A 22,824-nucleotide genomic window follows, 5' to 3' on the forward strand; every position below is an offset into this window, starting at 1 on the left:
ACGCGCAGCTTGACGATGGCGGTGATCATAACATAGCGTTCGTTTACTAAACGATCGTTCACCAATGGGGGCACGCATGACAGAACAACGAAAAGTGGTGCTGGTGGTCGGTGCGGGGGATGCCACTGGCGGCGAAATCGCCAAGCGGTTTGCCCGTGAGGGGTATTTCGCCTGCGTCACTCGGCGCCAGGCCGACAAGCTGCAACCGCTGGTGGACGAGATCCGCGCTGCAGGCGGGCAGGCACGGGGTTTCGCCTCCGATGCACGCAAGGAAGACGAGGTCGCTGAGCTTGTCGAGACCATCGAGCGCGACATTGGCCCGATCGAAACCTTTGTTTTCAATATCGGCGCCAATGTGCCCTGCAGCATCCTTGACGAAACACCGCGCAAATACTTCAAGATCTGGGAAATGGCCTGCTTCGCGGGCTTTCTGACCGCCCAGGCGGTGGCCAGGCGCATGGTCGTGCGTGAGCGCGGCACGATCCTGTTCACCGGTGCCACCGCTGGCACCCGTGGCGCAGCCGGGTTTGCAGCCTTTGCCGGTGCCAAGCATGGCCTGCGGGCCTTGGCGCAAAGCATGGCGCGTGAGTTAGGGCCGCGCAATATCCACGTTGCCCATGTGGTAGTGGATGGCGGCATCGACACCGCGTTCATCCGCGACAGTTTCCCCGACCTTTACGCCCTCAAGGATCAGGACGGTGTTCTGGATCCGGCGCACATCGCCGACAACTACTGGTTCCTGCACGCGCAGCCACGCGACGCCTGGACCTTCGAGCTCGACCTGCGCCCGTGGATGGAGCGCTGGTAAGGCCTACCCTCAAAAGGAGTGCGTTGCATGAGCAAGACCGTGGAGTTTTTCTTCGATCTGGGTAGCCCCGCCAGCTATCTGGCCTGGACCCAGCTACCGGTACTGTGCGCCCGCCATGGCGCAACGTTGCAGTACCGGCCGATGTTGCTGGGCGGTGTGTTCCAGGCCACAGGCAACGCGTCGCCAGCGATGATCCCCGCCAAGGGGCGATACATGTTCACCGACCCGGGGCGGTTCGCCGCGCGCTATGGGGTGCCGTTCGGGCTCCCGCCTGGCTTCCCCATCAACACCTTGGCTTTGATGCGCGGCCTGGTGGGCACGCAGCTGCGCGCCCCGGAACGCTTCGAAACCTTGCTGGCGGCGCTGTTCAACGGGTTATGGGTTCAACGGCGCAACCTGGGGGATGCCGCCGTATTGGAGCAGGTGCTGGCAGATGCGGGGTTTAGCGCCGCTGAATTTCAGGTGCTGATTGGCGACGCAGAGGTGAAGGCGGCATTGAAACAGACGACAGAGGAGGCTGTGGAGCGAGGGGTGTTCGGCGCACCGACCTGTTTTGTCGACGGGCAGATGTACTTTGGCCAGGATCGTCTGGATTTCGTGGCCGATACACTCAAGCCTTGAGCGCAGCGGGCTGTTCGCGGCGTCACACGCGAACAGCCCGGACCATTGGCCCTTGGGTCAGAAGTTGGCCGGTGTGTTGGCGCTGATGATCTCCGCCTCGTCCTGACCAATGTTCTTGAAGCTGTGCGGCAGGGTGGTGGGGATGTAGTAACCATCGCCAGAGTTGAGAACGCTGACCTGGCCATCGACCCACAATTCCACGGTCCCTCGTGTGACCAGCCCGCATTCCTCGCCTTCGGCATGCACTATCGGTTCACCCGAATCGGCACCTGGCGCATACAACTCACGCAGCATGCGCATCTGCCGTGCCTCGACGCTGGCACCGACCAGCAGCATGCGCAGGCCATTGCGGCCCAGGTCAGGCTGCTCGCTGGCGCGAAACACGAAGCGCTCTTCTCGTACCGGCTCGTCGAAACTGAAGAACTCTGCCAAGGTCATGGGGATGCCTTCGAGCAGTTTCTTCAGGGAACTGACCGACGGGCTGACGCGGTTTTGCTCGATCTGCGAGATGGTCGAGTTGGTCAGCCCGCTGCGGCGGGCCAGTTCGCGTTGGGAAAGGTTGTTGCGTTCACGCACCAGTTTGAGTCGTGTCCCCGTGTCCATAGCCGCCTTGTAATCAGAGGTGTTAAAAATAATTGGCGCATTAAAACACACTCTGCACGCGCGCGCTGTGCTTGTCAGGCCCGCGCACGCGGCATCGGCCACAGCCCGACCAGCAGCAACAGCACAGCCACGACCAGGAAGGGCAGGCGCGGGTCGAGGGCGTAGATCAGTGTCCCGGCCAGCGGGCCGATCACCGCCCCCATGCCTTGAGCGGCACCGATGGAGCCGGCAGTGGCGCCCTGTTCTGCGGCGTTCATGGCATTGGCGGCGAGTGCCGAGAACGCCGGGAAAACAAAGCCCATGCCGGCGGCGGCGACAAAATAGCACCCCCACAGCCATGGCGCGGTGGTAGCCAGCGAGCCGGCGGCGAAGCCCATTGCCGAAACGCTGGCGCCGACGCGGATCATCTTCAGCGGTGGCCATTCCAGCTGGCGCAGGATGACCTGTGACAGGATCAGTGCCACCCCGACGGTGGTCAGGGCGATGCCGGCGGCTTGGGCGGCCTCCGCCGGCCCCAGTTGCAGGCGGTCTAGGGCGAAGAAGCCGACGATGATCTGCGACACCGTCACGCTGAGCATCGCGCTGAAGGCCACCAGCAGCGGCCGGCGCAGGCGCGGGTCGCTCAGATGCACCGGACTGGGCGTATGGCGATGTGCGAGGGGTTGCGGCTTGAGTTTGAACAGCAGGACCAGAAACGCGCTGGCAGGTAGCAGCGACATCACATGAAAGGGCAGGCTCAAGCTGTGCCGTGCCAGCAAGGCCGCCAGCGCCGGCCCCAATACCAGGCCTACAGCATTCGCTGCCCCCAGCGATGCCATGGCCCGGGCACGCTGCTGTGGCCCGACATGGTCGGCGATCAGCGCATTGCAGCCCACCGGAATGGCCGCGTAGAAGGCGCCGATACAGCCGCGCGCGAGCATCAGGCCGACGAACGCCAAGGTAGCCCCTGGCAGCCAGCGCAAGGCGCCTTCGACGAACAGGCACAGCAGCCAGTACGCCAGCGTGAAGCCAGCACTGCCCAGCAACAGGATGCGGCGGCGGCCCAGTCGATCAGCTGCGCGCCCCCATGGGCGGGCCAGCAGCACCCAGACCACACCCGATACAGTCACCGCTGCGCCGGCTTGCCAGGTGGCCATGCCGAGCAGGCGGGCGATGGGCCCGATCAAGGCGACGAAGGCCATCATCGCCATGGTGCAGGCCATGTTGGCCAGCAGCAACGGGCGCGTGTCCAGTGTGCTGGCGGTGGTCAGGGTGGCAGGGTCCTTCGCGACATTCATCGGGCATTCCAGGGCAGTTGGGCAGACGGCGTGCAAATGGATGGGAACATTCATCGGTTGTCGGGGCTGCCCATGCACCACCTGCCGTCAGTCACTGCGGCGCAGCGGCCCTGGCCACATGCTACGCAATACCCCGTCCCGGCGCACCAGCGCATGCATCAGCGCGGCGCCCAGGTGCACCAGCACCGTAGCGAACAGCAGGTAGCCGGCCCAGCCATGCGCCTGGCGCAGTATTGCGTACAGTTGCAGGTCGTGGGGGGCGATCGCGGGCAGTTGCAGTGGGCGAGGATACCCGCCTGCCGAGAGCATGGCCCAACCCAATAGCGGCATTGCCAGCATCAACGCGTAGAGCAACAGGTGCGATGCGCCCGCAGCGAGTCGCTGCAGCGCGGGCAGCTCCTGTGGCAGAGGCGGGTGGGGCAGGCTCAGGCGCAGGCCGATACGCACGATTACCAGAAGCAGCAGGGCCAGGCCCGTGGCCTTGTGCAGCTCTACCAGCACCGGGTGGCGCAACGAGAGGTCGCCCACCATGCTCACGCCAATGAACAGCATGGCGATGATCAGAACCGCCATCAGCCAATGCACCAGGCGGGCCAGGGGGTGGAAGGCTTCAGGTTTCATGGGCGGGCTCCTGCGCCGAGGGCTTCGCGGCTGCGGCGGTTGAAGGATTCCGAGTAGGCCGCCGAACGGGCAGCGAGGATCGGGTCATTGGAGGGCTGGATGCCGCTGGGCAGGATCAACGGGTCGAAATTCACGTCACGGCAGGCGCCTTGCTCCGGCGCATCCACCTGTTCGATGACCAGGGTGCCGGCATCGACGCTGCGCCGCTCGGCGGGCCAGGGCTGGGCCGGGTCGTCCTGCGCATCGCCGGGGTTGGCCAATACCAGGCGCAGGGTCCAACGCAACGGGCCTTGGTTCAGGCGTTGCTGCAGGTCATGCTGCAGGAACTGCTTGTCGTCGACCTTGCCGGGCAAGGCCGCAAAAGGCGTTTGCGGCTCCAGCTGCCAACGCACTGGGTGCGCAGCGCCACTGGCATCGATCAGGCGGAAGGCATTGATGCTGTGGTACTGGGTGTTGGCAAAACTGTCGCTGGGTTTGTAGCTTGCGGCCCATTGGCGGAAGGCGGCGCTTTCCGGGTGGGCGGCAAAGAAGGCCTGCTGCTTTGCCGGGTCCGGCTTGCCGGTAGCAGGGTCGGGCGCGTTGGCCAGCACCTGGTCGTAAAACCCTTGTGGCGTGCTGATCGCCAGCACGGGCGGATTGTTCATCCCAGTGCGCCAGACTTGACCGTCGTCGGTGCTCAGCTCAATGGCCAGGCTGCGCACCGGGACGCCGGTATCGGGGGCGAAGGGGTTGGCGCCACCGATGGCGAAACGGCCGATGACCGGTACGCGATCCTGGGTGAACGCGCGTGCTGTCGACAGCGCGGCGGCCTGGCCGCTGGGCTGGAAATAGCCGCTCACGCACAGGCCCTTGGCGTGGTTCTTGCGATAGCCGGGATAGTGGCCGGCCTGGGCTTCGAAGGTGTCGATGATGCGTTGCGGGGTCAGCTCTGGCCCGCCGATCCAGCCTGCGGCGTAGGCAAAGCCTGCGCCCAGGGCCAGCATCACGGCGCCAATGCCGGCCAGGCGCAGGGCCTTGTCCGGGCCGTGCAAGGGTGAGTTCATGGTGTTCATCCGGTTCTGTGAAGATGCCGGTACGACGGGGCTGGGAAATATTTATTCCATGGGTGGGAATATATTTTGTGGCGGAGCGTCTGCCCCATACACTGACCACCCCCGAGCCGGTACCTTGCCATGCACGACCTGGACGAACAGCAGTGGCGCGAGTTGCTGCAGCGCCTGCGCCGCTTTGCCTTGTGGCTGAGCCGCGAACCGGGCAGCGCCGACGACCTGGTGCAGGCCACGGTGGAGCGAGCCCTTAGCCGCAGCACCCAGCAACGTGATGCCGATGCGCTGCGTGCCTGGTTGTTCACCATTCTTTACCGGCTGTTTCTTGACGGTAAACGCCGTGAGCGCCTGCACAACCGCTGGTTATCGTGGTTCGGCCGGGCGGAACAGGAAAGCGAAGCACTCGGCGGCAACATCGAAAGCATCGTTCTGGCCCAGGCCGACCTGCAAGCCTTCGCCCGGCTATCGACCGAGCAGCGTGCCTTGCTGCTGTTGGTGAGTGTCGAAGGGCTGAGCTACAAAGAGGCGGCCCAGACACTCGGCATCCCCATCGGCACGGTGATGTCGCGCCTGTCACGTGCCCGTGCCGCCCTGCGTGAACTGACCGAGGGCAACCCCCAGCCCCCGGCTCTGCGGAGACTGAAATGACGCGCCTGATACCCAGCGAAGACGAGTTGCATGCCTACGTTGATGATCGACTCGAGCCGACGCGGCGTGCCGAGGTGCAGGCCTGGCTGGCGGCCAACCCTCAGCAAGCTGCACGTATAGAGGGCTGGCTCAACGACGCTCGGCGCTTGCGCACGGCCCTGGCCGGTTTCGGTGATCAACCCGGGGCGCAGTTGGATCTCGGCCAGTTGCAACGGCGTGTGCGTCAACGGCGCCAGCGGCGCCTGGCGTCGGCTGCAGTGCTGCTGCTGGCCCTGGGCGTGGGCGGGGTGGGTGGTTGGCAGGCGCGGCAGGTCACGTTGGCAGGGAGCGCGTTGCCCATGGCCGATGCGGTCCAGGCGCATCGTTTGTTCGCCGGCAGTGAGGCGCTGGATATCCAGGCCAGTGACCCCACGCAGTTGCGCGACTGGCTGGGCAGGCATTTCAGCAGGGTGGGGCAATTGCCTGACTTGACCGGTTACGGGTTCCAGCCTGTTGGGGCACGATTGTTGAGCAATGAGCAAGGGCCTGCGGCGTTGCTGGTGTTCCAGGACCGCCAAGGGCAGCGCATCAGCCTGTTCCTGCGCTCACCTGGCGAGCGTTTCGAACGCATGCCGCAAGGGCAGCGTGTCGATGGCCAACTGGAAGCGAGGTACTGGTCGCATGGGGCCTACAACTTTGCCTTGGTAAGCGCGGCGGATGATGTGCGCGGGGCCGGGGTGGGGGAGGCCTTGCGTTCGGGCCTTTAGGGTTGGGTAAGCCCGGTCACGGGCCATTGAGCAACGTGTGCGCTGGAGTAACAGCCTTACCCAATTTCTGGAAGTTGACGCAACTTCTGTGAGAGCGGTTGGCCCGGAAACTCGTTGGTCTTGCCGGTTAGTCGGTCGCTGGCAGGGCGGGCCTCATCGCCGGCAAGCCGGCTCCCACAAAAAGAATCGCGTCAACTTTTAGCAATTGGGTACGACAGTCCCCCCCTGTGAGAGGAATCGAAAAGCTGGCGCGATCCTTGTGGGAGCCGGCTTGCCGGCGATCACCGGCGAAGCCGGTGCCATTCACCACAGTGCCCGCATCGCGCCAAGCCGGTCAGCTCAACTCCAGCCAGATCGGCGCATGGTCGGAGGGTTTTTCCATCGCGCGCAGCTCATAGTCCACACCCGCTGCCTTGATCCGCGGCACCAGGTGCTGCGAAGCCATGATCAGGTCGATGCGCAGGCCACGCTTGGGTTCGTCCTCGAAGCCGCGGCTACGGTAGTCGAACCAACTGAAGCGGTCCGTTACCTCGGGATGCAGGTGGCGGAAACTGTCCACCAGCCCCCAGCCCTTGAGGCGCTCCATCCACTCGCGCTCCTCGGGGAGGAAGCTGCACTTGCCTGTTTTCAACCAGCGCTTGGCGTTGTCAGGGCCGATACCGATGTCGCAGTCCTGGGGCGAGATGTTCATGTCGCCCATCACCAGCACGGGCTGGTCGTGCTTGAACTGCCCCTCCAGCAACGCCTGCAGGTCGCTGTAGAAACGCTGCTTGGCCGGGAATTTGGTGGGGTGGTCGCGGCTTTCGCCCTGCGGGAAGTAACCATTCATGATGGTGATCGGTGTGCCATTGGCATCAGCGAACGTACCCCAGATGAAACGGCGCTGCGCGTCTTCTTCGTCCGTGGCGAAGCCTTTGAACAGGCTCAGCGGCGCCTGGCGCGAAAGCAGGGCGACGCCGTAGTGGCCTTTTTGCCCGTGGTAGTGCACGTGATAGCCCAAGGCCTGAACGTCGGCCAAGGGAAACTGATCGTCGCTGACCTTGGTTTCCTGCAGGCCGATCACGTCCGGCTGGTGCTTTTCGATCAGGGCCGCCAGCTGGTGCGGGCGGGCCCGCAGGCCGTTGATGTTGAAACAGACGATCTTCATGGAAAGACAATCCCGGTAAAAGGCCGGATGCTAGCCGACATCGCCCCTGATCACCAGCGTGGCGGCTTCGCCGAGGCGCTGCTAACGTGCACTCACGGGGGGAACGATGCGCCGCCGGGCTCCTCCAAGGCACTGTATGCCCACTCCAGGAGGTCTGCCCGCAATGCCCGAAGCCACCGCCGCCCAGGCTCGCGTCTGCACACTCGATGACGGCTACAGCCGTGAGGCCCGCTCACTGCTGTACAACGCTTATCTGAACGACCCCACCTTCGCCTACATCTTCGAGGCCCAGCGCCCTGGCTACGAACGACGGTTGCGCGTGATGGTGCGCGAGTGGGTTCGCCAGCATTTCTATCTGCAGTTGCCAGCCATTGGCCTGTTGCTGGATGACCGCCTGATCGCATTGGCACTGATCGTACCGCCGCAGCGCCGCCTGGGCGTGGCCGACAGCTGGGCCTGGCGCCTGCGCATGCTGCTGGGCACCGGGCAACGCTGCACGCGACGTTACATGGAGTACCAGGCGGCGCTGGTCGGCTGCCTGCCAACACCGCAGGTTCACATGTTGCCGCTTCTGGGGGTGCATCCAGCGTTTCGCGGTCAGCACTACGGCGAACAATTGTTACAAGCCGTGCACGACTGGTGTGCAGAAGACCCCAACACTCAAGGCGTGGTGCTGGATTCGGGTAACGAGCATTACCTCCCGTTCTATGAGCGCCAGGGGTATCAGGAGATTGGCGAGGTGGCTGTAGGGCCAATCCGTGAACGGGTGTTTTTTCATCCCTGTCCGGTATCTTCAGTTTCCCCGACTGCTTGAAAGCTCGCCAGGCGGCTCCCTTGAGCGCCTGGCTCTGGTAGCATGCGCCGCATGACGTATTCAGGAAGACTGACTTGGGGCCTGGTTTTCTGGGTTGCCAGTTTCACAGCATGGGGGCAGAGCGAATTGCTGGTGCAGGTAAAGCCTGCCAACAAGGCGCTCAAAGCCAATGTCGAAGGCTATGTAGGTACCCTTGGGGACCGCGATGAAGAGGCGCTGTTGCGCTTCAGTCGCGGGGCTCAGGAGCAGGCGCGAAAAGCGGCGCAAGCGCTGGGTTACTACCAGGCGCAGATCGATAGCGAGGTCAGGCCTTCTGCCAGGGCCGACGAACCTGCGAAGCTGATCCTTCATATCGAACCGGGCGAGCCTGTGCGCCTGCGCAACGTGACCGTGCGCATCGAGGGGCCTGCCAGCGAGATGAAGGCGTTTCGCGTACCTGACAGCAAAGCCCTGCGCGCTGGTGAGCAACTCAACCATGGGCTTTACGAGGATGCCAAGCGGCTGATCCAGAACCAGGCCTCACGCTACGGCTTCTTCAGCGGGCATTTCACCCGCCAGCGCCTGGCCGTCGACCCGCAGGCCGGGGTGGCCGATATCGAACTGGTGTATCAGAGCGGCCCACGCTATCGCTTGGGGGCGGTCAGGTTCAGTGGTGATACCCCGCTGGACGAAGACCTGCTGCAGCGGATGGTGTCGTTCAAACCGGGCACGCCCTACGACTCCGAGTTGATCGCGGAACTGAACAATGACCTGCAGTCCAGCGGTTATTTCGAAGGTGTAAGGGTCGATGCCGCGCCCACTGCAGCAGTGGCCGAGCAAATTCCTGTGGACGTACGCCTCGATACCCGCAAACCGCGGACCATGGGCCTTGGTCTGGGCTTCTCGACGGATGTCGGGCCGCGCGGCAAAGCCAATTGGACGCGCCACTGGGTCAACGCCCAAGGCCATAGCTACGGTTGGGAGACAGAGCTTTCTGCCCCCCGGCAAAACGTGGGGCTGTGGTACGACGTACCCCTTGACCCACCCCTGACCGACAAGTTGCGTTTCGCTGGCGGCTATCAGAATGAAGAGATCGCCGGCACAGACACGCTCAGCAAGCTGCTGACCGTGGGGCCCGAATGGCACAGCAAGCTGCCCAGTGGCTGGCAGCGCGTGATCTCGCTCAAGTACCAGCGTGAAGAGTATCGCCTTGGCGACGATTCAGGCCTGAGCAACCTGCTCATGCCGGGCGTAAGTTTCTCTTACTTGCGCAGCGACAACCGCATTGACCCGCACAACGGCTACCGCCTGCAATTCGATACCCAGGTGGCCAAGGAAGGGCTGGTGTCCGACACCAACCTGTTGCATGGCAACGTACTGCTCAAGGGCCTGACCACGCTCGGGCACAACCACCGCTTGCTCGGCAGGTTGCAGTTTGGAGGCAGCGCCACCAACGGTTACAAGAACAATATCCCGCCCTCGCTGCGCTTCTTCGCCGGTGGCGATCAGAGCGTGCGCGGCTACGACTATCAGACGCTGTCGCCTAAGAATAGCGACGGCGACCGTATCGGTGGCCGTTATCTGGTCGCTGGCAGCGTCGAATACCAGTATTCGCTGACCGAGAAGTGGCGTGTGGCGACGTTCGTCGACCAGGGTAATTCGTTCAACACACTGGAGCTGCCGAGCCTCAAGACCGGGGTCGGTTTCGGCGTGCGCTGGGTTTCGCCGGTCGGGCCATTGCGCCTCGACCTGGCCAAGGCCCTCGATGACGACGGTGGTATCCGCCTGCATTTCTCCATGGGGCCAGAGCTGTGATGCGTGTGTTCAAATTCATTCTGCTGGGCCTGCTCGGCAGCGTGTTGCTGGTTGTTCTGGCGCTGGGGGCATTACTGGCCACCGAAGGTGGCAGCCGTTGGGCACTCGGGCGCGTGCCAGGTTTGCAGGTCAGTGATTTTCAAGGGCACCTTGCAGGCCGCTGGCAGGCGAGCCAGTTGACCTGGGTTGACGGGGGCAACCGCGTCGACGTGCAAGCTCCGCTGCTGAACTGGACACCTGGCTGTTTGTTGCGGGCAACGCTGTGCATCGATCAACTGCATGCCCAGCGGATCGACATGGCATTCGCGCCGAGCGATCAACCTGCCGATAGCGGGCCGCTGCAGTTACCGGTTTTGCGGCTGCCGGTGGCCATCGAGCTGGGGGATGTCAAGGTTGGCCAGGTACGCCTCGATGGCAGCGACCTGCTCGGCGATCTGCACCTGGCGGCGCACTGGACCGCGACAGGGCTGAAGATCGACAGCCTGCAACTGCAGCGCGACGACCTGCACGTGAATGTGCAGGGCGATCTGGAGCCCGAGGGTGACTGGCCGGTGCAACTGCAGGGGCAGGTGCAACTGCCAGCCGTGCAAGGGCAGGCCTGGCAACTTGCACTTACCGCCAAGGGCGAGTTGCAGAAAACCCTCGAACTGGATGCGACCAGCAGCGGCTATCTCAACGCGCGTCTGACCGGTGAGTTGCAGGCACTGGCCGAGCACTTGCCAGCCAGGTTGCAACTGCGCTCCGATGCCTTCAAACCCGCGCAGACGCTACCGGATACGCTGCAGCTCAACCAGCTCAAGCTCGACGCCGAGGGCGATCTGCTCAAGGGGTATCAGGTGTCTGGTAGCGCCAGCCTGCCGGCCAAAAAGGCACCGATCGCCTTGCTGCTCAACGGCAAGGTAGATGCCAAAGGGGCGAACATCCAGGCGTTGGACCTTTCTGCAAGCGACGCCCAGCACCTGAAGCTGCAGGCCAGCGCCGACTGGCAGCAAGGCCTGGCGGCCAATGCCCAGCTCGACTGGCAGGATTTCCCTTGGCTGCGTTTGTACCCATTGGACACGCCGCCAGAGGTCACGCTCAAGCGCTTGACCGCGCAGGTGCAATACCGCGATGGCAGTTACCAGGGTACTTTCAATGGCGACCTCGACGGCCCGGCTGGGGCCTTTACCCTGGCCAGCCCCTTCGAAGGTGACCTTGGCCAGGTGCGCCTGCCGCAGTTGGCCCTGACTGCCGGGCAAGGCAAGGCTGCCGGCAGTGTCGCGGTGCGCTTTGCCGATACCTTGGCCTGGGACGTTGACCTGCAGCTGTCGGCACTCGACCCTGCCTACTGGCTCGCCGAACTGCCCGGCACCTTGGCTGGCCCGTTGCGCAGCAAAGGTGAAATGAAGGGTGAGCAGCTCAACCTCGATGCCCAGCTTGACCTGAAGGGACGCCTGCGCGGCCAGCCGGCAATGCTCAAGGTACAGGCCGAAGGCGCCGGCCAGCGCTGGACCCTCGGTACGCTGGCTGTGCAGTTGGGCGACAACCGCATCAACGGCAGTGGCAGCCTGCAACAGCGCCTGGCCGGGCGTGTCGACCTCGACCTGCCCCGGCTCGGGCAGCTGTGGCCCGGGCTGCAAGGCCAGGTAAAAGGGCGGCTGGATGCCAGCGGCACGCTCAGCGCTCCCCAAGGTACCCTGACCCTGCAAGGCCAGCAGTTGGCGCAGGAGCAGAACCGGATCCAGCGTCTTGACCTCAGTGCACGCCTGGACAACGCCCAGCGTGGGCTGGTCGACCTCAAGGCTAGTGGCATCCGCCTGGGCGATACGGTGCTGGGCACCTTGCAGGCCAACGGCAAGGGCGATATCCGCCAGCAAGCCCTGACCCTGGGGCTCGATGGCCCGTCGCTGAAACTTGACCTGGGGCTCGACGGCCAGTTGAGCAAGGGCGACTGGCGTGGGCGGCTGGCCAGCGGCAGAGTCCAGGCCGGTGGCCAGGACTGGCAATTGCAGGCGCCGGCTCGCCTGCAGCGCCTGGCCAGCGGCCAACTGGACTTCGGCGCCCACTGCTGGCGCTCCGGTCAGGCCAGCCTGTGTGGCGAGGATCAACGCCTGGCACCGGAGCCGCGCCTGCGTTATCACCTCAAACAGTTCCCGCTGGACAGCCTGGCTCAATGGTTGCCGAAGGATTTCGCCTGGCAGGGGCTGCTCAACGCTGACGTCAATCTGGACATCCCGGCCAGCGGCCCCAAGGGAACCGTGCGCGTCGATGCCAGCGGCGGCACGCTGAGGGTGCGGGACAATGGGCGCTGGATCGATTTCCCTTATCAAGCGCTGCGCCTGGACAGTACCCTGGCGCCTCGGCGCATCGATACGCAGCTGAATTTCCGTGGCGAGCGCCTTGGCGAGTTGCGCCTCAACGCCCGTCTCGACCCGCTGGGCAAGGACAAGCCCTTGTCGGGTGACTTCCGCCTCGCCGGTCTGGACCTGTCGGTTGCCCGGCCTTTCGTACCGATGGTCGAGCGGCTGGCAGGCCAATTGAATGGCAGTGGCCAGTTGTCCGGCACCTTGCTGGCGCCCAAAGTCAACGGCAACCTGATGCTCAATGGTGGCGAGGTCAGTGGTGCTGAGTTGCCCGTCAGTTTGCAGGACCTGTCGCTGCAAGCCTTGATCGCTGGCGAGCAGGTTCAGCTGAACGGGGGCTGGCGCAGTGGCGAGGCGGGCCGTGGCCGGCTGAGCGGCGACCTGACCTGGGGCCAGGCCCTGGGCATGAACCTGCGCCTGCAGGGCCAGCAGTTGCCGGTGACCGTAGAACCCTATGCAACGCTTGAAGTCGCGCCCGATTTGAACCTGCGCCTGATCGACGACAAACTGGCGGTGTCCGGCAAGGTGCAGGTGCCCAAGGGCAAGATCACGGTGCGCGAGCTGCCGCCATCGACCGTGAAGGTATCCGACGACACGGTCATCGTCGGCCACCAGACCGAGGAAGGCAAAACGCCGATGGCGATGGCCATGGACATAGATGTCGAAGTGGGGCAGGACAAACTGTCGTTCAGCGGGTTTGGGCTTACCGCCAACTTGCTCGGCCATGTACACATCGGCGATAACATGGACACCCGTGGTGAGTTGAGCCTGGCTGACGGACGTTACCGCGCCTATGGTCAGCGCCTGACCATCCGCCGAGCGCGCTTGCTGTTCGCCGGGCCCCTCGACCAGCCCTACCTGGACATCGAGGCCATCCGCCAAGTCGATGACGTGATCGCCGGTATCCGCCTGAGCGGTAGTGCCGAGCAGCCTACTACCCAAGTGTTCTCGGAACCGGCGATGAGCCAGGAACTGGCGCTGTCCTATCTGGTGCTGGGCCGCCCGCTGGGCACGTCGGGCGAGGACAACAACATGTTGGCCGAGGCGGCCCTGGGCCTGGGCCTGGCGGGCAGCGCAGGGGTTACCGGCAGCATCGCGTCCAGCCTGGGGATTGACGACTTCCAGCTGGACACCGAGGGCTCGGGCAATACCACCAGTGTGGTGGCCAGCGGCAACCTGACCGAGAAGCTGAGCCTGCGATATGGGGTAGGGGTGTTCGAGCCGGCCAATACCATTGCGTTGCGCTACAAACTGAGCAAGAGGGTTTACCTTGAGGCGGCGAGCGGCCTGGCCAGTTCGCTGGATATTTTCTATAAGCGCGACTTCTGAAGGGCGCCATCAACGCACGGTGGCGGCCTCGATGAACTCGTTGGTATCAGGGCCGGGCGCAGCAGGTGGCTTGCGGGTGGGGTTGATCAGTTTGGTGTATTCCTCGATCAGGCGGTTCAGCGCTTCGGGGGGGTCGCTGGCCTGAAACTGCATGCGGATCTGCACCTCGTCCGGGTCTCGCGTTTCGCCCTGGCGGCCCTGGGCGCCGATCGTGACCTTGAATGCCGCTGCGCCGCCGGCCTCAGCGTTGGCCTGCATCGCACGCAGCGCCTCCGTGCCGTTGACGCGCACCGAGAGGTCGACTTGCATGCGCTCCAAGGCCAGCCCCTTGGGTGATACCAGGGCGAACAACGGCACGGGTATCACATGCTGGTCGTCCATGGCGACCTCGACCATCTTGGCCTTCATAGGTGCCCCGAGCGCCTGGGGGTCGATGTCGAAGAAGTGGTCGAACAGATTGATGTACTGCTGGGCAATCAGGCTATTGGTGGCCGCTGCGGCCTCCTGCAGGCCACGGGTGATATCCCGCAGGTCGATCGCGGTCATGGGGGCAGGGTGATTGTCCACTCACTTGTCTCCTTGGTACACGGGAGCCCCGCTGTGCTCAGCGAGGCGGACATTTTGAGACAGGGCTAAGCGTCAGGGCGTGCTGGGACTTGGGGAGGGGGTGTTCGCTGTATCGCCCTTCAGTACGTCGGCATTGGAAATCGTATCGGTGCTCACCAGGGTCGAGTTAGGTACCACCGTTGGTTTGGTGGCGGCATCGGTGAGAAAATCGATGACTCTCATCACGGCCTCTGGCGGGTCCTGGCGGCGTAAGGTGGTATTGAACGCGTAGCGGGCGCGGGTATCGGTCTTGCGGGTCTGCGTGGACTTGTGGCTGATGCTGCCCTTCATGTCCAGCTTGAAAGGGCCCCAGCCGAGTGACCCAGCCACTTCGCCACTTTTGCTCGACTCACTGAAATCCTCAGCCGCTTGGCTGATGGTCAGCTCAAAGTCGACCGTTCCTTCTTCGATGACAATGTTGGGGTGGGTGATGGCCGCCAGCAGCGGCACCTTCATGGACTTGTTGACGACACCTTTGTATTCGCCCTGTTCGTTGACGATGGTCTCGTCATAGTCGAACTGGATGGCGACCGCTTTGCCATCCTGTACGCAGACCTGCATGAGGAAGTCCGCATAGGACTTGCTCGCAGTGACCTGCGCCTGAACCATGGCTTGTAGTGGCCCGGCGATCATCCGGTCCATGGGCAAGGCATTGATGACCGATCCGATTAGGCTGTTGTCGATGGACATAGCTCGATTCTCTTTTTAATGGGTGCTGCAAAGACGGCCGTCAGTGCGGCCGGGTGGATGTCGTCAGCGCGTGCAAGGCTCCTGGCGACGGATATTGCCGATCTGGCGCAGGCTCAGGCCGTACTTGTCGGCCAAGAGGCTGCGTGACAGGCCCTCGGCGCTTTCTTTCTGGATTTGCAGGTTGCGCAATTGCCGCAGGAAGTGGTCTGGCTTGGGAATTTCCAGCGCCACACCGGCAAAGCGCTTGATCAGGGCGTCGAGGGCCTCACCCGGGAGTATCTCGGCGAGCTTGGTTCGCTCGCGGTGCTTGGGGATGTACTTGGGTCTGCCGCCAAAGGCACAGGTGAGCTGGTAGGCGTTTTCGATGCCGATACACTCGATCAGGGACTGCAGCGAATGCGGTAGCTGGCTGATGTCTATGGCTGTGAGATCTTGCAATTCCATATGTGGCTCCCTCGCGGTTGGTGGGGCGCGATGCTTGGATATGCCGCAATGACGTGTCGGCGATTAGCATCGGCGCTCTGTCGCTGGCATGAGCGGATTGTCAGTGAGTGACGAAGACTGTCGCTAGGCGCCAAGTGGTCCAGCTGTTGTAGCCTCAAGGTGCAGGATTTGAAGGCAACGATTTCGCGCGTTGTAGGACATCGCTCTGGCGTTGCCCTACAGGCGTTGATACTCAGGGGGGCGCTTTTCCGTGAGGCAACTGGGTGCCAGTACCCTCAACGCAGGGGTAAACATGCATCAAGCTCACGTTGGCGAGGTAGGCGTGGGGCCGACTGGCCATGGTTTGAGGCAGGCTGCGCCAATCCACCACGAGGCAGAGTGCACTGAGCGATTGTTTGTCGTGCCGGCCCAGTACCTTATCGGGGAAGGACCTGCGGTAGAGCGCCAGGGTCTTGCCTACGGCTTCGACCTGCCCGGCGCCGGCCAAGGTTTCGTAGGCGAGCTTGGGCAGCTGCGGCTGCTCGAGGGTGAAATGGGCGTGGCCAGGCTCGGCGTTCAGGTGCCCGGACGCCCTCGTTCGCTGCCATAACTGCTGCCATTGACTGCTGCCGGCGTGGGCCGCCAGTTCGCGGCCCAGTTCGAGCAATCGTTCAGGCGGTATCTGGCGGACATCCAGCGCGTGGGTGGGCAGAGCGGGGAGTAACAACAGAATGAGCAGGGCGGGCTTGAGCATGGAGCCTCCAACAGGGGGGTGGGGAGGCCAATGCTTTCAGGCTTGAGGGGCCGCGCTAAGCAGGAAATGCAGCGCCAAAAGCCACGGGCGTTGTATCATGGCGCCGGCTCGTTGCGAGCCATTTGCCCCCGATGTTGCAAGGAACTATCGATGACACACGTGCAGCGCCTCAAATATTCGATTCTGATCATCCTGGTGGTGCTGGGCCTCATGCTGGGCCTGTCGCACCTGCAGAAACAGGGCACCATCAGCGAACAGACCTTCCAGATGCTGGCCATCGCCATTGCAGTAGTGGTGGTCGTGATCAACGGGATTCTGCGGCGCAAGGTCAAGCCCTGACCCTTGCCGGCCGGCCAGCGATGGCCGGCCTTGCGCTCAGCGCGAAGAGGGCTGCTCGAGCACAGCGCGCGCTTGCGGGTTGAGGCTGTAGCACTTGTCGTTGCCCAAGTGGATCACGCCCTCTGCGCACAGTCGCTTGAGCACCTCCCGCACACTGAGAAACGACAGCGGAATATCCAGTTGTTCCAGATGCGCGTGCACCCCGCGCACGCCAATGCTGCGCCCGGCGCGGCCGGCGCTGTGCAGGGCATCGATCACTTTGAGACGAATCAGGCTGGTACGCAGCCCATAGGTGCGCAGCAACTCGCGGATCTGCTCGTTGCCGACACGCTCTTCCCCGCAGGCGTCCTGTCCATTGGCCGCCTCGGCCGGGGTTCGCCCGGGCTGAAGTGAAGGTTGCGGGTTGTACATGTGAATGCTCCTTTTCGTGGACTGTCCCGAAATATGGGTGCCTCACTTACTAGGACGAATGAGCGCGGAGAAACTGCAGCTTTTGCGCAAAAAAAATCGCTGCCTGTGTCATGAAGACGAATCTGATGCGCCTGCTGCGTAAAATTTTCATCTGGGTGTTCGTCTGATTGGGAATGATCCCAGAAGCCCAGGAGTGCCCGTGCTCTCAATTTCAAGACCTATGACCTGCGTTGGCCTTGCGGCCGCGTTGGTTGCCTCAAGCCTCGCCGCGCAGGCGCAAGCGGCCAGTAGCGATGCCAGTGCGCAAATCCGGCGCACCAGTTTCGGCGTGCCGCATATCGTGGCCAAGGATGAGCGCGGTCTGGGTTACGGCATCGGTTATGCCTATGGCCAAGACAATCTATGCCTGCTGGCCAATGAAGTGCTGACGGTCAACGGAGAACGTTCGCGCTTTTTTGGCGCGCAGGGCAAAACCCTCGAGCAGCGCGATAACCTGGCCAGCGACCTGTTCTTCACCTGGCTCAATACGCCGACCGCGGTCAACAGCTTCCTCCAGGCCCAACCCTCTGAGGTGCGCGATTTGCTGGAAGGCTATGCCAGTGGTTTCAACCGTGCCCTGGCCGAGCGCCGTAGCCAAGGGCTGCCGGCAGAATGCGGGGATGGCCAGTGGTTGCGGCCGATCACCAGCCTGGACCTGATCAAGCTGACCCGCCGTCTGCTGGCGGAGGGCGGGTTGGGGCAATTCGCCGAAGCGTTGGCGGGTGCTCAACCGCCACAGTTGACCAGCCAGCAGGCAGCGCACACTTTCGGCGAGGCACTTGCCCAGCAACAGCGTTTCGCTTCTGAACGGGGCAGCAATGCCGTTGCCGTGGGCGCAGAGCGTTCGGCCAACGGCCGCGGCCTGTTGCTGGCCAACCCGCATTTCCCCTGGAGGGGCGGGATGCGCTTCTACCAGATGCAGCTGTCCATCCCAGGCCAGCTGGACGTGATGGGGGCCGCACTGCCTGGTTTGCCGGTAGTGAACATTGGTTTCAACCGTCATCTGGCCTGGACTCATACGGTCGATACTTCCAAACACTTCACGCTCTATAAACTGCAACTGGACCCGCAAGACCCGACGCGGTACGTGTTCGATGGCAAGTCCTTGCCCCTGACCCGGCAGGCTGTGAGTGTCACGGTCAAGGCTGAAGATGGCACACTGAGCCAGGTGGAGCGCCAGGTCTACAGCTCGAAATTCGGGCCCGTGGTGCAGTGGCCAGGCCGCCTGGACTGGGACAGCAAAACCGCCTACAGCCTGCGTGACGCCAATCTGGACAATACCCGTGTGCTGCAGCAGTGGTATCGCATCAACCGTGCCGATAGCCTGGCGGCACTGCAGGGCTCGATCGAGCAGCTGCAAGGCATACCCTGGGTCAACACCTTGGCTGTCGATTCGGGCGGTAAGGCGCTCTACCTTAACCAGTCGGTGGTGCCCTACGTGGACCAGCAGTTGCTCAGCCAGTGCAGCAACCCGGCGGCGCAAGGCCCGCTGGTAGTGCTCGATGGCTCGCGCAGCGCCTGCCAGTGGAAGGTCGATGCCCAGGCGGCGCAGCCTGGCATCTTCCCGCCGCGTCTGTTGCCCAGCCTTGCGCGCAACGATTTCGTGCAGAGCTCCAACGACCCGGCGTGGATGACCAACCCCGCCCAGCCGTTGACCGGTTACTCACCGCTGATCAGCCGCAGCGACCAGCCATTGGGTATGCGCGGGCGCTTCGCGCTCGAGCGCCTGCAAGGCAAGGCCAAGCTGGGCGTGGAGGACCTGCAGCGTATGGTGATGGATGACGAGGTCTACCTGGCCAGCCTGGTGCTTCCAGACTTGCTGCAATGGTGCAAAGGCGCTGAGGCCGATTTGCAGGCGTTATGTACGAGCCTGGCAAGCTGGGATGGCAAGGCTGACCTTGACAGTGGGATTGGCCTGGTGCATTTCCAGAACATCGTCGAACACATGGCCAGGCATCCGCAAAGCTGGCGGGTGGCGTTTGATCCGGCAGACCCGCAACACACCCCCCGCGGGTTGGCAGTGGAGCAGGCCGCGGTGCGCAAGTTGCTGCGCGAAGCGGCGCTGGCCTCCCTGCAGCAGGTCGCCAAAGCCGGGGTTGCTGAAGGCAGCCGTTGGGGGCAGATCCAGCAGGCGGCCGATGGCACGCCGGTACCGGGCGGCGCGCAGGCGATGGGGGTGTACAACGCGATCTACAGCGTCCCGCATGGGCCGGGCAAGCGCTTGGTGGTCAGTGGCACCAGTTACCTGCAACTGGTCAGTTTCACCGAGGATGGGCCGCAGGCGCGGGGGCTGTTGGCCTTCTCGCAATCCAGCGAAGCCGCTTCGGCCCATTCGAGCGACCAGACCAAGGCCTTCTCGGCCAAGCAATTGGCGCCCATTCCGTTCACCGAGGCGCAAATCAAGGCTGACCCTGAGTATCGGCAGTATGTGATCAGCGAAGGTGACAAGGCGGCGGTGGCGAGCCGGCCATGAGTTGCAAACCAGTACCGGTCTGATCGCCCGCAAGCCGGCATCTACAGGTTCGCCACAGCGTATTTGTAGCGCCGGCTTGCCGGCGATCAGGCCGGTATGGCCAAGCCATCCGTTTCAGGAAAACTCGAAGGGTTCCAACTGAAAGCCCTGCGCATCGACCTGCAGAGTCCAGCCGCGACGGTCCCAATCGCCCAGCACGATGCGCCGGGCCGGCTCCCCGTTCACCACCAGCTTGTGGATCGCCGGCCGGTGAGTGTGGCCATGCACCAGCGTTTTCACACCGTGCGCCGCCATCACCGCTGGCACTTCTTCGGCTGTGACATCGACAATGTCGGTGGCTTTCATGCGCGTCTGGGCACGGCTTTCGCTACGCAGCTTGCGCGCCAGCTTCTGCCGGGTGGCAAGCGGCAAGTGCCGTAGAACCCACAGGCTCAACGGGTTGCGCAGATAGCGGCGCATTTTCATGTAGCCGATGTCGCGGGTGCACAGGGTGTCGCCATGCATCAGCAAAACCTGCTCGCCGCCAAGGCTGATCACGCTGGGGTCGGCCAGCAAGGTGCAGCCGGCCGCTTGGCAGAAGCCCTCGCCAATCAAAAAGTCGCGGTTGCCGTGCATCAGGTAGACGGCCGTGCCGCTGTCGCTCAGCCGGCGCAGGGCCTGGCAGATCGACTGCTGAAAGGGCGTCATGGCATCGTCGCCGATCCAGGCTTCGAAGAAGTCGCCGAGGATGTACAGCGCATCGGCGTGGCGTGCGCGGCCGTCGAGCAGATCAAGAAACGCCCGGGTGATGTCCGGGCGTTCTTCTTGCAGATGCAGATCAGAGATCAGCAGTATCACTCAACGATCTCGGCTTTCTCGATGATCACGTCGTCTTTAGGTACGTCCTGGTGGCCAGCGTTGGAACCGGTGGCAACCTTTTCGATGGCGTCGACGATTTCACGGCCTTCGGTTACTTCGCCGAACACCGCGTAGCCCCAGCCCTGGGTGTTCTTGCCGCTGTGGTTGAGGAAGTCGTTGTCGGAGGCGTTGATGAAGAACTGGGCCGAGGCCGAGTGCGGGTCCATGGTGCGGGCCATGGCGATGCTGTACTTGGTGTTCTTCAGGCCGTTGTCAGCTTCGTTCTGGATGCTGGCGCGGGTCTTCTTCTGGCTCATGCCTGGCTCGAAGCCGCCGCCCTGGATCATGAAACCCTTGATCACACGGTGGAACACGGTGCCGTCGTAGTGACCGTCCTTGACGTACTGAACGAAGTTTTCCGTGGTGAGCGGCGCCTTTTCGGCGTCCAGTTGCAGGACGATAACGCCGTGGTTGGTGGTCAGTTTGACTTTGGACATGCTGGAATTCGCTCTTTCAAGGCATTCGGGAATTAGGGTGCGCAGTGCGCCTGTAGTCACCTGACGCAGGATCGGGCGACCGCGACACATGGCGCGCACTGGCCATTTTGCCAGGCCGCGACAAAAAGCTACGATAAATCACGGCAGTTTGTCCGAGCCTGGCTGTCAGCAGCTTGACTGCTTCGGCTATGATAGGCCCTTTGATTCAATCGGCCTACCCAGGCCGGACACGTGCATTCAAGGATCCTATGAGCAAGCCCACTGCCGACAACGCGCCCAACGCCGCTGCCAAAGGCGCCCCCGCCGTCCCTGCGAACTTCCTGCGGCCGATCATCCAGGCCGACCTGGACTCGGGCAAGCACAGCAGCATCGTCACTCGTTTTCCGCCGGAGCCCAATGGCTACCTGCACATTGGCCATGCCAAGTCGATCTGCGTCAACTTCGGCCTGGCCAAGGAGTTCGGCGGCGTCTGTCACCTGCGCTTCGACGACACCAACCCGGCCAAGGAAGACCAGGAGTACATCGATGCCATCCAGCGCGACGTCAAATGGCTGGGCTTCGACTGGGCCGGCGAGGTGCGTTATGCCTCGAACTACTTCGACCAACTGCACGATTGGGCCGTTGAACTGATCAAGCGTGGCAAGGCCTATGTCTGCGACCTGACCCCTGATCAGGCCAAGGCCTACCGTGGCAGCCTGACCGAGCCTGGCCAGAACAGCCCGTTCCGTGAGCGCAGCGTCGAAGAGAACCTCGACCTGTTCGCCCGCATGAAGGCTGGCGAGTTCAAGGATGGCGAGCGCGTGCTGCGGGCCAAGATCGACATGGCCTCGCCGAACATGAACCTGCGCGACCCGATCCTGTACCGCATCCGTCATGCCCACCACCACCAGACCGGTGACAAGTGGTGCATTTACCCCAACTATGACTTCACCCATGGTCAGTCCGATGCCATCGAAGGCATCACCCACTCGATCTGCACCCTGGAGTTCGAAGGCCATCGGCCGCTGTACGACTGGTTCCTCGAGAACCTGCCGGTACCGGCGCACCCGCGTCAGTACGAGTTCAGCCGCCTCAACCTGAACTACACCATCACCTCCAAGCGCAAGCTCAAGCAGCTGGTCGACGAGAAACATGTCAGCGGCTGGGACGACCCGCGCATGTCCACCCTGTCGGGCTTCCGCCGTCGCGGTTACACCCCGGCCTCGATCCGCAACTTCTGCGAGATGGTCGGTACCAACCGCTCCGACGGCGTCGTCGACATGTCGATGCTCGAATTCAGCATCCGTGACGACCTCGACCGCACCGCGCCACGCGCCATGTGCGTGCTGCGCCCGCTCAAAGTGGTCATCACCAACTACCCTGAAGGCCAGGTCGAGCAGCTCGAACTGCCGCGCCACCCCAAGGAAGACATGGGCGTGCGCGTGCTGCCCTTCGCTCGCGAGCTGTACATCGACCGCGACGATTTCATGGAAGAGCCGCCAAAGGGTTACAAGCGCCTGGAGCCGGCCGGTGAAGTGCGCCTGCGTGGCAGCTACGTGATCCGCGCCGACGAAGCGGTCAAGGACGCCGATGGCAACATCGTCGAGCTGCGCTGCTCCTACGACCCGGAGACCCTGGGCAAGAACCCCGAGGGCCGCAAGGTCAAGGGCGTGATCCATTGGGTGCCGGCAGACGCCAGTGTCGAATGCGAAGTGCGCCTGTACGACCGCCTGTTCCGCTCGCCGAACCCAGAGAAGGCCGAGGAGGGCGCCAGCTTCCTCGACAACATCAACCCGGGCTCGCTGCAAGTGCTGACCGGCTGCCGTGCCGAGCCGTCGCTGGGCCAGGCGCAGCCTGAAGACCGCTTCCAGTTCGAGCGCGAAGGCTACTTCTGCGCCGACCTCAAGGACAGCCAGCCGGGCCGCCCGGTGTTCAACCGCACCGTCACCCTGCGTGACTCCTGGGGCAGCTAAGGAACCG

The 22,824-nt window shown here is 63.4% G+C and carries 22 protein-coding genes; 10 read left to right on the forward strand and 12 right to left on the reverse strand.

Annotated features, from left to right (window positions below):
* Window positions 1-76 precede the first annotated feature (76 nt).
* Both OSW16_RS11910 and OSW16_RS11915 read left to right on the forward strand, forming a co-directional pair.
* Window positions 77-808 (forward strand): SDR family oxidoreductase, encoded by a 732-nt coding sequence (locus tag OSW16_RS11910; protein WP_267823360.1) that lies wholly within the window; start codon window positions 77-79, stop codon window positions 806-808.
* Between the two features lie 27 nt (window positions 809-835).
* On the forward strand, window positions 836-1,429 hold the full coding sequence (locus OSW16_RS11915; RefSeq protein ID WP_267823362.1) for a 2-hydroxychromene-2-carboxylate isomerase: 594 nt from the start codon (window positions 836-838) through the stop codon (window positions 1,427-1,429).
* Window positions 1,430-1,486: 57 nt separating this feature from the next.
* On the opposite strand, the gene OSW16_RS11920 is transcribed toward OSW16_RS11915, so the two are convergent.
* The 4 genes from OSW16_RS11920 to OSW16_RS11935 all read right to left on the reverse strand — a co-directional run bounded on the left by OSW16_RS11920 (window position 1,487) and on the right by OSW16_RS11935 (window position 4,973).
* The gene (locus OSW16_RS11920) at window positions 1,487-2,032 is read right to left on the reverse strand and encodes a cupin domain-containing protein (protein WP_012314247.1); all 546 of its coding nucleotides are present in this window, start codon (window positions 2,030-2,032) and stop codon (window positions 1,487-1,489) included.
* 74 nt (window positions 2,033-2,106) lie between these two features.
* Window positions 2,107-3,309, reverse strand: a complete 1,203-nt coding sequence (locus tag OSW16_RS11925; protein ID WP_267823366.1) for an MFS transporter — start codon at window positions 3,307-3,309, stop codon at window positions 2,107-2,109.
* An 87-nt stretch (window positions 3,310-3,396) separates the two neighbouring features.
* The gene (locus tag OSW16_RS11930; RefSeq protein WP_267823368.1) at window positions 3,397-3,930 is read right to left on the reverse strand and encodes a cytochrome b; all 534 of its coding nucleotides are present in this window, start codon (window positions 3,928-3,930) and stop codon (window positions 3,397-3,399) included.
* Entirely contained in the window at window positions 3,927-4,973 is a 1,047-nt protein-coding gene (locus OSW16_RS11935) for a catalase family peroxidase (protein WP_241805799.1), read from the reverse strand. The genes OSW16_RS11930 and OSW16_RS11935 overlap by 4 nt, the downstream gene beginning before the upstream one ends.
* Before the next feature lie 129 nt (window positions 4,974-5,102).
* On the opposite strand from OSW16_RS11935, the gene OSW16_RS11940 reads away from it, so the two are divergent.
* Together OSW16_RS11940 and OSW16_RS11945 are read left to right on the forward strand one after the other, a co-directional pair.
* Window positions 5,103-5,624 (forward strand): sigma-70 family RNA polymerase sigma factor, encoded by a 522-nt coding sequence (locus OSW16_RS11940; protein ID WP_241805798.1) that lies wholly within the window; start codon window positions 5,103-5,105, stop codon window positions 5,622-5,624.
* Window positions 5,621-6,370, forward strand: a complete 750-nt coding sequence (locus tag OSW16_RS11945; RefSeq protein ID WP_267823371.1) for an anti-sigma factor family protein — start codon at window positions 5,621-5,623, stop codon at window positions 6,368-6,370. The genes OSW16_RS11940 and OSW16_RS11945 overlap by 4 nt, the downstream gene beginning before the upstream one ends.
* Before the next feature lie 334 nt (window positions 6,371-6,704).
* Here OSW16_RS11945 and xthA read toward each other — a convergent pair whose 3' ends face one another.
* Window positions 6,705-7,517, reverse strand: a complete 813-nt coding sequence (gene xthA / locus OSW16_RS11950; RefSeq protein ID WP_241805796.1) for an exodeoxyribonuclease III — start codon at window positions 7,515-7,517, stop codon at window positions 6,705-6,707.
* 163 nt (window positions 7,518-7,680) lie between these two features.
* Between xthA and OSW16_RS11955 the strand changes: the two genes are divergently transcribed.
* The 3 genes from OSW16_RS11955 to OSW16_RS11965 are packed head-to-tail and all read left to right on the forward strand — an operon-like array spanning window position 7,681 to window position 13,796.
* Window positions 7,681-8,331: a GNAT family N-acetyltransferase gene (locus OSW16_RS11955; protein WP_267823373.1), complete on the forward strand. Its 651-nt coding sequence runs from the start codon at window positions 7,681-7,683 to the stop codon at window positions 8,329-8,331.
* A gap of 51 nt (window positions 8,332-8,382) precedes the next feature.
* The gene (locus OSW16_RS11960; protein WP_241805927.1) at window positions 8,383-10,125 is read left to right on the forward strand and encodes an autotransporter assembly complex protein TamA; all 1,743 of its coding nucleotides are present in this window, start codon (window positions 8,383-8,385) and stop codon (window positions 10,123-10,125) included.
* Window positions 10,122-13,796, forward strand: coding sequence for a translocation/assembly module TamB domain-containing protein (locus tag OSW16_RS11965; RefSeq protein ID WP_267823376.1), 3,675 nt, complete (start codon window positions 10,122-10,124; stop codon window positions 13,794-13,796). Before OSW16_RS11960 ends, OSW16_RS11965 begins: the two co-directional genes overlap by 4 nt.
* Window positions 13,797-13,805: 9 nt before the next feature.
* Here the strand turns inward: OSW16_RS11965 and OSW16_RS11970 are convergent, their stop codons facing one another.
* The 4 genes from OSW16_RS11970 to OSW16_RS11985 form a co-directional block, all read right to left on the reverse strand.
* Window positions 13,806-14,363, reverse strand: a complete 558-nt coding sequence (locus OSW16_RS11970) for a DUF2589 domain-containing protein (protein ID WP_267823378.1) — start codon at window positions 14,361-14,363, stop codon at window positions 13,806-13,808.
* Between the two features lie 72 nt (window positions 14,364-14,435).
* Window positions 14,436-15,092, reverse strand: coding sequence for a DUF2589 domain-containing protein (locus tag OSW16_RS11975; RefSeq protein WP_267823380.1), 657 nt, complete (start codon window positions 15,090-15,092; stop codon window positions 14,436-14,438).
* 63 nt (window positions 15,093-15,155) lie between these two features.
* Entirely contained in the window at window positions 15,156-15,536 is a 381-nt protein-coding gene (locus OSW16_RS11980) for a Mor transcription activator family protein (protein WP_241805791.1), read from the reverse strand.
* Window positions 15,537-15,768: 232 nt separating this feature from the next.
* Window positions 15,769-16,269, reverse strand: coding sequence for a hypothetical protein (locus OSW16_RS11985; protein ID WP_267823382.1), 501 nt, complete (start codon window positions 16,267-16,269; stop codon window positions 15,769-15,771).
* 150 nt (window positions 16,270-16,419) lie between these two features.
* On the opposite strand from OSW16_RS11985, the gene OSW16_RS11990 reads away from it, so the two are divergent.
* Window positions 16,420-16,608 (forward strand): hypothetical protein, encoded by a 189-nt coding sequence (locus OSW16_RS11990; protein WP_016394938.1) that lies wholly within the window; start codon window positions 16,420-16,422, stop codon window positions 16,606-16,608.
* Window positions 16,609-16,644: 36 nt separating this feature from the next.
* On the opposite strand, the gene OSW16_RS11995 is transcribed toward OSW16_RS11990, so the two are convergent.
* The gene (locus OSW16_RS11995; protein ID WP_241805789.1) at window positions 16,645-17,019 is read right to left on the reverse strand and encodes a fe2+ zn2+ uptake regulation protein; all 375 of its coding nucleotides are present in this window, start codon (window positions 17,017-17,019) and stop codon (window positions 16,645-16,647) included.
* A 220-nt stretch (window positions 17,020-17,239) separates the two neighbouring features.
* On the opposite strand from OSW16_RS11995, the gene OSW16_RS12000 reads away from it, so the two are divergent.
* Window positions 17,240-19,531 (forward strand): acylase, encoded by a 2,292-nt coding sequence (locus tag OSW16_RS12000; protein ID WP_267823943.1) that lies wholly within the window; start codon window positions 17,240-17,242, stop codon window positions 19,529-19,531.
* Window positions 19,532-19,645: 114 nt separating this feature from the next.
* On the opposite strand, the gene OSW16_RS12005 is transcribed toward OSW16_RS12000, so the two are convergent.
* Window positions 19,646-20,368, reverse strand: a complete 723-nt coding sequence (locus OSW16_RS12005; protein WP_241805788.1) for a UDP-2,3-diacylglucosamine diphosphatase — start codon at window positions 20,366-20,368, stop codon at window positions 19,646-19,648.
* A complete protein-coding gene (locus OSW16_RS12010; RefSeq protein WP_267823387.1) occupies window positions 20,365-20,865 on the reverse strand; it encodes a peptidylprolyl isomerase in 501 nt (166 codons plus the stop codon). Before OSW16_RS12010 ends, OSW16_RS12005 begins: the two co-directional genes overlap by 4 nt.
* A gap of 248 nt (window positions 20,866-21,113) precedes the next feature.
* Between OSW16_RS12010 and OSW16_RS12015 the strand changes: the two genes are divergently transcribed.
* The gene (locus OSW16_RS12015) at window positions 21,114-22,817 is read left to right on the forward strand and encodes a glutamine--tRNA ligase/YqeY domain fusion protein (protein WP_267823389.1); all 1,704 of its coding nucleotides are present in this window, start codon (window positions 21,114-21,116) and stop codon (window positions 22,815-22,817) included.
* The last annotated feature ends 7 nt before the right edge of the window (window positions 22,818-22,824 follow it).

The organism is Pseudomonas putida, assembly GCF_026625125.1.
Taxonomy (GTDB): domain Bacteria; phylum Pseudomonadota; class Gammaproteobacteria; order Pseudomonadales; family Pseudomonadaceae; genus Aquipseudomonas; species Aquipseudomonas putida_X.

Bases quoted from the DNA above. Each gene is read 5' to 3' on its own strand.
- OSW16_RS11910 (WP_267823360.1), top strand. From the start codon at position 77: ATGACAGAACAACGAAAAGTGGTGCTGGTGGTCGGTGCGGGGGATGCC.
- OSW16_RS11915 (WP_267823362.1), top strand. From the start codon at position 836: ATGAGCAAGACCGTGGAGTTTTTCTTCGATCTGGGTAGCCCCGCCAGC.
- OSW16_RS11920 (WP_012314247.1), bottom strand. From the start codon at position 2,032: ATGGACACGGGGACACGACTCAAACTGGTGCGTGAACGCAACAACCTT.
- OSW16_RS11925 (WP_267823366.1), bottom strand. From the start codon at position 3,309: ATGAATGTCGCGAAGGACCCTGCCACCCTGACCACCGCCAGCACACTG.
- OSW16_RS11930 (WP_267823368.1), bottom strand. From the start codon at position 3,930: ATGAAACCTGAAGCCTTCCACCCCCTGGCCCGCCTGGTGCATTGGCTG.
- OSW16_RS11935 (WP_241805799.1), bottom strand. From the start codon at position 4,973: ATGAACTCACCCTTGCACGGCCCGGACAAGGCCCTGCGCCTGGCCGGC.
- OSW16_RS11940 (WP_241805798.1), top strand. From the start codon at position 5,103: ATGCACGACCTGGACGAACAGCAGTGGCGCGAGTTGCTGCAGCGCCTG.
- OSW16_RS11945 (WP_267823371.1), top strand. From the start codon at position 5,621: ATGACGCGCCTGATACCCAGCGAAGACGAGTTGCATGCCTACGTTGAT.
- xthA (WP_241805796.1), bottom strand. From the start codon at position 7,517: ATGAAGATCGTCTGTTTCAACATCAACGGCCTGCGGGCCCGCCCGCAC.
- OSW16_RS11955 (WP_267823373.1), top strand. From the start codon at position 7,681: ATGCCCGAAGCCACCGCCGCCCAGGCTCGCGTCTGCACACTCGATGAC.
- OSW16_RS11960 (WP_241805927.1), top strand. From the start codon at position 8,383: ATGACGTATTCAGGAAGACTGACTTGGGGCCTGGTTTTCTGGGTTGCC.
- OSW16_RS11975 (WP_267823380.1), bottom strand. From the start codon at position 15,092: ATGTCCATCGACAACAGCCTAATCGGATCGGTCATCAATGCCTTGCCC.
- OSW16_RS11980 (WP_241805791.1), bottom strand. From the start codon at position 15,536: ATGGAATTGCAAGATCTCACAGCCATAGACATCAGCCAGCTACCGCAT.
- OSW16_RS11985 (WP_267823382.1), bottom strand. From the start codon at position 16,269: ATGCTCAAGCCCGCCCTGCTCATTCTGTTGTTACTCCCCGCTCTGCCC.
- OSW16_RS11990 (WP_016394938.1), top strand. From the start codon at position 16,420: ATGACACACGTGCAGCGCCTCAAATATTCGATTCTGATCATCCTGGTG.
- OSW16_RS11995 (WP_241805789.1), bottom strand. From the start codon at position 17,019: ATGTACAACCCGCAACCTTCACTTCAGCCCGGGCGAACCCCGGCCGAG.
- OSW16_RS12000 (WP_267823943.1), top strand. From the start codon at position 17,240: ATGACCTGCGTTGGCCTTGCGGCCGCGTTGGTTGCCTCAAGCCTCGCC.
- OSW16_RS12010 (WP_267823387.1), bottom strand. From the start codon at position 20,865: ATGTCCAAAGTCAAACTGACCACCAACCACGGCGTTATCGTCCTGCAA.
- OSW16_RS12015 (WP_267823389.1), top strand. From the start codon at position 21,114: ATGAGCAAGCCCACTGCCGACAACGCGCCCAACGCCGCTGCCAAAGGC.